This window comes from Nocardia blacklockiae (assembly GCF_015477355.1).
GTDB classification, from domain to species: domain Bacteria; phylum Actinomycetota; class Actinomycetes; order Mycobacteriales; family Mycobacteriaceae; genus Nocardia; species Nocardia blacklockiae.
Genome location: NZ_JADLRJ010000009.1, coordinates 191386 through 199852 on the forward strand (window position 1 = coordinate 191386; position 8467 = coordinate 199852).

General features: G+C 69.9%; 5 protein-coding genes. 4 read left to right on the forward strand and 1 reads right to left on the reverse strand.

The window, feature by feature from the left end; translation table 11 throughout:
* Window positions 1-32: 32 nt before the first annotated feature.
* Window positions 33-1205, reverse strand: coding sequence for an aminoglycoside phosphotransferase family protein (locus IU476_RS25770; RefSeq protein WP_195104248.1), 1173 nt, complete (start codon window positions 1203-1205; stop codon window positions 33-35).
* A gap of 316 nt (window positions 1206-1521) precedes the next feature.
* On the opposite strand from IU476_RS25770, the gene IU476_RS25775 reads away from it, so the two are divergent.
* The 4 genes from IU476_RS25775 to IU476_RS25790 all read left to right on the forward strand — a co-directional run bounded on the left by IU476_RS25775 (window position 1522) and on the right by IU476_RS25790 (window position 8442).
* Window positions 1522-1683 carry a hypothetical protein gene (locus IU476_RS25775; protein ID WP_195104250.1) on the forward strand — a complete coding sequence of 54 codons (162 nt, stop codon included), beginning with the start codon at window positions 1522-1524 and terminating at the stop codon, window positions 1681-1683.
* 54 nt (window positions 1684-1737) lie between these two features.
* Entirely contained in the window at window positions 1738-4881 is a 3144-nt protein-coding gene (locus IU476_RS25780) for a type 2 lanthipeptide synthetase LanM family protein (protein ID WP_195104252.1), read from the forward strand.
* A 1200-nt stretch (window positions 4882-6081) separates the two neighbouring features.
* A complete protein-coding gene (locus IU476_RS25785; protein ID WP_195104254.1) occupies window positions 6082-6969 on the forward strand; it encodes a hypothetical protein in 888 nt (295 codons plus the stop codon).
* Window positions 6970-6999: 30 nt separating this feature from the next.
* On the forward strand, window positions 7000-8442 hold the full coding sequence (locus IU476_RS25790; RefSeq protein WP_228824319.1) for a hypothetical protein: 1443 nt from the start codon (window positions 7000-7002) through the stop codon (window positions 8440-8442).
* Window positions 8443-8467 lie beyond the last annotated feature (25 nt).

Genomic DNA, 8467 nt, shown 5'->3' on the forward strand with positions numbered 1-8467 from the left:
GACTGTGACGTGAAAGGTGTTGTTGCCGTGGGTCAGACGCCGAGCGCTGTCAGCGCATCGTGGTCGTCGATCGCGGTGGTGATCCTCTTCAGCAACGTCAGACAGGTTTCGGTGGACTGCATCCGGGGCTGGTAGGCCGCTCGTCCGATGGTGAAAGCCCAAGCGGCGTAGGCGAACAGCGATTGCTGCCGGTATAGCAGCCAGGCGTCGTCGAAGGACGGCGCCTCGCCGCCCGCCTGTCCCAGTTCGTCGAGATATGCCGCCAGCAGGTCGCGGTCCCACGCGCGCCGGTCCTCGGGCTCGCACCCGGAGTTCACGGCGTAGGCGAAATCGTGGGCCCAGCCCCCGCGCATCACCACCTGCCAGTCGACATGGCCCATCCGGCCGTCGCGGGTCACGTAGGTCTGCCCGATGTGCGGGTCGCCGTGCAGCAGGGTCGGGGGAATGTCGTCGGTGGCGATCGTGATCGCGCGCTCGACGCCCGCCCACAACCGTTCGCTCTGACCGTGCAGCGCCTCGGGAACGACCTCCGCCGCCCGCTCCAGGCCGACCTCGCAGCGCTTCTTCATATCGATCGCGGCGAGGTAGACGTCGAGCATGTAGGCGGGGGTGTTCAGGACGGCGATCGACGGATCCGCCCAGAAGGTGCGGTGCAACCGGGCGAGATTGCGGACCAGGTCTTCGATCTGCTCGCGGCCGATCGGGGCGGTCGGCTCGCTGAACACGGCCCCGCGCGTCGCCTCGATGTTCTCCATCAGCGCGATCGATCGCCACGACGACGCCTCGGAGTTGCCCCAATATCCGATGGGCGCCTCCATGTCGACTCGCGGGCGGAAGTCCCGGAAGAAGCGGGTCTCGCCCTCGATCATCTGGCCGCCGCCGAGCAGGATGCGCTGACTGAACGCGGTGGTGGTCTTCGCGAAGAGTTCGGTGGGCAGGCCCGCCGCGGTGCCCGCGTCGTTGTACTCGACCCGGATCGCGACGCGGGTCGAGGTGCCACGACTGCCGTCGGCGGTATCGAAGGACAGCACCTCCGCTCCCGGAACGTCTCGGCACAGGACCGCCGTGAGCCATTGCGGGGTGATCGTCTCGCCCGAAACCGGAACATCTTCGATGGACCGCGCCTTCGGCCGAGTGATCTTCTCGCCTAGTAGGTGAGCACCGACCACGACGGACCGCCCGAGCAACCAGAGCTTGTGGTTCATGTGCACGCCTCTGTTCCGAAGTACGACAACACTGTCCGAGCAACCCGCGGGTGGATCACAGTGGCGCGGGGCTCGGACATGGTAGCTCGTCGGTCGCGGAAGGCTGTGTACAACAACACATTGCCCTGCTGGGGCGCGGTATCCCCAGCGTTGGCGGGTTCTCCGACCGGTGGGTCCGTATCGTGGGAGGTGCGCTCGGATGGGTACCGGCGTTCGCTCGCCGAGCTCGTCGGCGTACTCCGGTGGCGCGCTGCCTTTTTCGGCGCTGCCGTGCGTTGTTTGTCGTCCGCTGGTGGTATCGAAACGAGGATTGACGATGACATCTCTCCGATTGCACGAGAAGTTCGACGTGGCGTTCGACCCGGCCGGGAACCTGGAAGACGAAGTGGCGGAGTTCATTCGGTTGCAGGACATGCACGACACCCGGGTGGCTTCGATCGGCACCGCGTTCAGCTACTTCCCGACCTGCTGTTCGTGACGGTGGCGGCACCGGCGCGCCGTGGCGGGTGATGCGCGGGCCGCGCAGGAGGCTGTGGACCGGTTGACGCGCTGGCGTCGCGCGGTGCCGTTCGAGGTCGACGAGTCGAACGGCACCGCGATTCCCGGCGCGGTGCTCGACGGGGGTGACCTGTGGCGGCTGCGCCTTTCGACAGCCGGGCTCGACGAGGATCGGCTGCTCTCGCTGTTGGCCTGCCCGCCCGCCGAGCACGACGCCGCGGCGGCGATCGACACGTTGTGCCGTGGCACCTCCGCGCCCGGCGATCACCGGCGTCCGTTCCTGACCGCGACGGGTGATCTGATGGATCGGCTGCGTGGCGATCTCGCCGCGCGAGCGCGCGAGTTCATCACGAGGTCAACGTATCTCGCGGAAATGGTGCCGGATCCCGACGCCTTGGTCGCAGGACTGGTGGAGCAGGGGATCGCGGCGGCCGTCGACACCATGCTGCACCGCAGCATGCTCGCGGAGATGGCACGCGCCCGCGCCGCGCGGACCTTGATCGGGAGCACGTCCGCGCAGCGATTCGATTCCTTCACAGCGGGTTTCGCCGATCCGGACCGGCGACGATCCTTCTACGATGAGTACCCGCTGCTGGCACAGCGGATCGTCGTCGCGGCCGAGTTGTGGCGCGAAGCCACCGACGAATTCCTGACACGCTTGCTGACCGATCTGCCGGACGTTCTCGAAAAGCTCGGCGCGCCGGCGGAAACCGGGCCGCTGGTTGCTGTCACCACAGGATTGGGAGACCTGCACCGGGGGGCCCGGTCGGTGGCGCAACTCGAGTTCGCCTCCGGCTGGAAGGTCGTGTACAAGCCGCGGCCGTTCGGCGTGGACGCCCATTTCCAGGACTTGGTGGCGTGGATCAACGCCCGGGTGGACGGACTCGCGTTGCGTACCGTCCGATGTCTCGATCGTGGCTCTTACGGCTGGATGGAGTTCGTCGAGTCGCGTCCGTGCGAGAGCACCGGTGAGTTGCGTGCGTTCTATCGGCGGCAGGGCGCGCTGCTGGCGCTGCTGTATGTCCTGCACGCCAACGACATCAGTGCCGAGAACCTGATCGCCGCGGGCGACCAGCCGGTGCTGATCGACCTGGAGACCCTGCTGCAACCACGGCTGGACGCCTTGCGCCACGCCGACCGGACGCCCGCGGAATCCGCCGCCACCGACCTGGTAACCAGCTCCGTCATCCACGCGGGCCTGTTGCCCTCGGGCGCAGCGGGTTTCGCCGATCTGTCGGGCATGAGCCTCGACGACGGGACGCTGAGCTCGGTGCGCATCGCCCACGTCGAGGCCGGCGGCACCGACCGCATGCGAGTTCGGTTGCGGCAGGCCGAATTACCGCGCAACCGCAACCAGCCGCATCGGGTGGCGGGCACGGTGCGCCTGCGTGACTACGCCGACAACGTCGTGACGGGCTTCCGCGAGGTGTACGACGTCCTGCGCCGCCACCGGGCCGAACTGACGGCGCATGGCGGACCGCTGGCGGCGTTCCGGCACGACGAGGTCCGCGTGCTGCTCCGCGACACCAGCACCTACGGAATGATTCTCGGGATGTCGTTCCATCCGCGGCTGCTGCGCGACCGCTGGGACCAGGAGCAGCATCTCGATCTGCTGTGGCGGGAGGTCGCCACGAAACCGGGACTGGCCGCGGCCACCGAGAGCGAGCGAGCAGCGTTGTGGCGCTGCGACATTCCCGCGTTCGCCGTGCGGGTCGACGGTACCGAAGTGCTGGACGATCGCGGTGCGGTCGTCCTCGACAGCGGTGTCACCTCGGGCTGGCAGGTGGTCGGCGAACTGCTGGATCGCCTGGGCGAGGACGATCTCGCGCGCCAGATCTGGCTGATCCGAGCGTGTCTGCTCACCAACGGCGTGCGCTGGGATCAGCCGGCGGTCATGGCACGGGACGCCCACACACCCGCACGCGCGCCCGTCGAGAACGAGTCGCTGCTCCGGGTGGCGCAGCGCGTCGCCGAGCGGCTCGGCGAACTGGCCGTGGAGGATTCGGAGCACGCGGTGTGGCTGGGGGTGCACACCAGCGCCGGGACCCACTGGGAGGTCGGCGTGGTCGGCCCGGACCTCTACTCCGGCGGTCTCGGCATCGCCCTGTTCCTCGCCCACTACGCCGAGATCAGCAGCGACACCACGCATCGCGACCGCGCACGCCGAGCCGTCGCGGCGGCACTGCGGCAGATCGAGCGAGGACGGCTGGCGCACGGCGGCGGAGAATTGGGACTGCTCGGCCTGGGCGGCGCGGTCTACGCGTTGTCGGAGTTGGGTGCGCTGTGGCAGCGTGACGAGTTGCTGTGGGCCGCAATCGTTCTCGCGAAGTCCATGCCGCGCCTGGCGGAGGCGGACGAGGAGTTCGCGGTGCTCGACGGTTGCGCGGGCGCACTTCTCGGCCTGGGTGCGCTGGCACGCGCCGGTCGCGGCGGGGCGATTCGCGATATCGTCCGAGGTGTAGCGGACCGCCTGGTGACGAGCCAGGGCACAGTGGCCGCGGCGTGGCTGCCGCGGCGGATGCGTGAGCTGGGTATCGTCCATCGCCCCTTGGCCGGGTACGGTCACGGCGCGTCCGGGGTGGCCTCGGCACTGGCTACAGCGAGCGAAATACTCGGTGATACAGGCTATCTCGACGCCGCGTTACGTGCAGTGCGGTACGAGCGCACCCTCTTCGACAGCGAACGCGGCAACTGGCGCGACATCCGTGCCCTCCCCGACACCGCGGGCATTACGGTCGAACGACGCGGCGATTGGGCGGGCACCGAGGGCAATTCGATCGCCTGGTGTCACGGCGCGGCCGGAATAGGACTGGCCCGTCTTCATCTCCTGCGCCACTGCGAGCGCGCCGACCTGCGCGCCGAACTCGATACGGCGCTGGAGACGACCCTGCGCGGCGGCTTCGGCAACGGACACTCGTTGTGCCACGGCGACTTCGGCAGTCTGGAGCTGGCCGTGACCGTCGCCGCCGAACGAGCCGACGACGCACTGTGGCATCGCCTTCGCCGGCATGCCGCCGCCGTCGTCGACGACATCACCCGGAACGGCCACCGCTGTGGTCTCTATCGCGACCTCGAGGTGCCGGGGCTGTATACGGGGCTCGCAGGGATCGGGTACGGGGCGATGCGCGTGTGCGGGTTGGCGGGCGGACCCGTACCGCTCATCGGTCCCGCTCGCTGAATCTTATTCGGCATATCGACCTCGAGAGCCACGGAGTTCCGTTGACGAGTGCTGCGCTGTTGCGCAATCGGATTACGTACGGGATTTACCGATGTCTCGGAGGTACGTAGGTAATCAAGCTGGGAGGGTGGGTTTCCGCCCTGGCGGCGCCGTGTGGTGTCGCTCCCGAGAGAGAGAACGGTCGTTGCCGGACAACAGCTTCGCCGACTCGCAGCGGAAGTGTCGTCGCATGACCAGAGTGCGGGGGCACGGCGGGGCGTGCGCCGGTGGCGCAGGCGGGGAGCAGCGATGAGCGGGTCGATGTGGGTCGATCCGCAGCATTTGCGTGCGCGGGGTGTGGCGTTCGGGGTGATCGGTGATGAGGTCGAGCGGGTGTCGGAGCGGTTGGATCAGGCGCTGGCGCGGGAAGGAAAGTGGTGGGGGGACGACGAAGCAGGCGTTGAGTTCGAGAAATCGTATGCGGGAGACGCCGAGCGGGCGATCGCCGCGCTACGGGAACTGGCGCGGGCCCTGCGCGGATTCGGTGGTCAAGTGGCGGCCGCCGCCGACACGGTCGAGGAAGCGGACCGCGTCGGGCGGCAGGCGATCGAGCACGGGGTCGGTTTCGATCCGGGGCTGCCGTACTCCGGGCCGGTGCCGGCCGAGGCCCGAAACACTGCGCCCGCGGCGGCCGGGTCGACGCCCGCGGAGGCCGTACGCGCGGCTTCGATGACGCAGCCGGAACCGCTGATCGCGCATGGCGGGGGGACCGGAGCGACTCTGTATCGGCCCACCGGGGGCGGTGAATCGCGGCCGGACGCGTCCGGCGCTGCGAAGGGCCATGCTCCCGGCTCGGCGAACGGAGATACGGGTCACGCTCCGAGCGATACGAGGGGCGGCGCGAGTGGTGAGTCCGGGGACGCTGTCAGTGGCGGGACCACGGGCAGCGCCGACCGCAAGGCAGGGGGTCCCGATGACGACGCCGCAGGCCGAGAACCGGGCGGTACCCCTGGTATCGGGGCGGGCGGCACTGCGGGCCGCCGCGCGAGTGGCGTGGCGGATGGCGAAAGGAACGGGCCTAACGGCGCACCCGGCCGGTCGGCAGTCGCCGCGCCGGAAGGCGCTGCCCGCCAAGCCGATACATCGCCTGCATCGAACGCCTCGGCACCGACCACGAGCGTGCCGCCCGGCGGACGGAACCGGCGTCCCAGCGGGGTGAGCGTGCGCGCGGATCGGAAGCCGCCCGGAACGCCGTGGTCTGCGAGCGACGGCACCGCCGGCGGATCGACACCCGCCCGGGGGCTGGCGCGCGGAGCCGCAGGCGCGCCTCCCTCCGACCGGAACTCGAGCCGCCCCGAAGCGGGCACCGGCGCGGACGGAAGAGACCGTGCGCCGACTTGGGCTCGACGACCGGCCGAGGCGGAGACCGCGCTTGCCCGGGCGGCCCGCGCACTGGGCCATCGGCACGCCCTGGCGGTCTCGGGTTTCGACGGTCCGGAACTGGACGCGGTCGTGGTCGGTGAGTTCCTCGCCGCAGTCGACGACGTGCTGGCCCGGTGGCCCGTGATAGCCGTTCGTCGTGTCGCGGTCGCATCCCTCGGTGCTTCGGCGGTTGTCCGCGTTGCCTTGGAACAGGCTTCCGACTCCGAGGCACCCGGTTGGTACGTCACTCTCGACGAGGACGCGGCCGCCGACCCCGGCCTGCTGGAGGAGATGCAACGCGCCCGGCACCGGCCGGGTGCCGCTGTTGCGCACGCCGACGAGCGCCCGGTCTACGCGGCAACCGTTCGGGAATTCGGGCGCGCCTTGGACCTCGCGGGTGGCGAGCAGGCGCGCGGGCGGGCGCAGCGCTGCCTGATCGGTGAGTACTTGCGCGGCGGTAACCGCGCGGCCGGACTCGGTGCCGTGGTAGCCGGATACAAGCGGTGGCGTGATCAGCTGAGCGGCGCGAGTTTCGACCGCGGCCGCTTCGATCCGGGCGCGGCGCTCGCCGACGCCTTCACGGACGTGATGCTCAACGGGGACAGCGCTTCCGAACCCGCCAAGACGCTGTGCGGTCTGCTCACCGACACCGTGGCCGTCGCCGCAGGACCCGGAGACCGGTTGTGACAGTGCGTAACTCGACAATGAGGTGGTCCGATGAAGTCCTCCGACGCCGAAGACGCCAACACGGACGAAGCGCCCACGCCGACCGTGGACGACGAGATGCTGCGGTCGGCGCAGGCGATCGCGGCGGAGATCGCCGCGGTCGGCCCGCCCGGATGGCAGTCTCTGGCAGCGGGTTTCGCGCTCACGGTCGCGGCGGAGGCTGTCGACATCGTGTTCACCGTGGACGGCCGTTCCGTGCGGATGGACCCGCCGGAGGCGATACTCACCTCGGCACGGCGGCTGCGGGAGCTGTCGGCCCGGCTCGAGTACGGGCCGTGGTGGCGGCTGCTGGTGTGGTCCTCGGAGGCAGGGGAGCCGGAATTCGGGTACGACTACGGCGATGAGCCGTTTCCGGAAGGTCAGCTGTTCGCCCCGGAGGTGTACCGTGCCGACCTGGAAGCTTTTCCGCGCGAACGGCTTCCGGTGTGGCTGGCCGCGTACATCGGCCACGGTGACCGGCAGACGCGCAGCCCGCGGTCGGCGGTGCTCGCGGTGCGCGCCGATCGGGCCGCCGGGGTGCGGGCGGAGACAATGGAGAACCAATTGCCGGATCTGCCGGTGATGTGGGCGCGGTGGGCCGTGCTGTCGGCGGCGTTCGTCGCGGTCGGATCCGCGCTGGGGCCGCGCATGCTGCCGTCGCTGGGCTGGTTCGAGAGTTCCCGGCGGGCCGGGTCGACCCTGTACGTGCTGCCGGGCGGGCGGGCGGTGCTGTCGGGCGGAGTGTGGAACGCACCGGAATTGGATGCGGTGTACAACGAGGGCGCGCCGATGCCGAACCACTATGCGGGAGCGCCGGAGTGGGTGGCCGATCCGGTGCTCAACCCGCGGGCGGCGACGGGCATGCTGTCGTTCTGCTATTGGTGGGACGAGGGCAGGTGGTGCCGTGGCGAGTCGCCGTCGGCCGACCGGTGCGGTACCGCGGTGCCCGGGGTGTGGACGGCCGATACCGTGGTCGACGTGGTGCTGGGTCTGCTGCCCGACCGCGACGACGAGGGCAGGCGCGCCGCCGCCGAGGCACTGGTGTCCGCTGCGCAGGCGGGCATCGTCACGCGGGCGGCGGTCTCGGCCGTGTTCGGCGAGGACGATGTCGACATCGAGGCCGCGCTGTACCAGTTCTCCATCGCGGGTGTGACGGCACGGGAAGTGCCGCAGGCTGTTTCGGCGAGCGAGGCGGTCGACCGGGTGCGCACCTACATCCTCGATCGCGGTCTGGATACGACCGGCTATCCCCTCGACCGACTGACCGCCGACCGCGTCGACGTCGGCTGGATGGTGTACGTGCCGGTGCCGCGCGGCGAGATCGCGATCGGCCGGGCGATCTTCTATGTCGCGGACGACGGTGTGGTGGAGCATTCGACGTCCTCGGTGGCGCCGTCGGTGTATGTGGCCGGTTTCGAGGAGCGGTACCGGCGTCGGCAGGGGGCACTGACCTGATTCGGGTCGAGGCGATGGGTGCTGA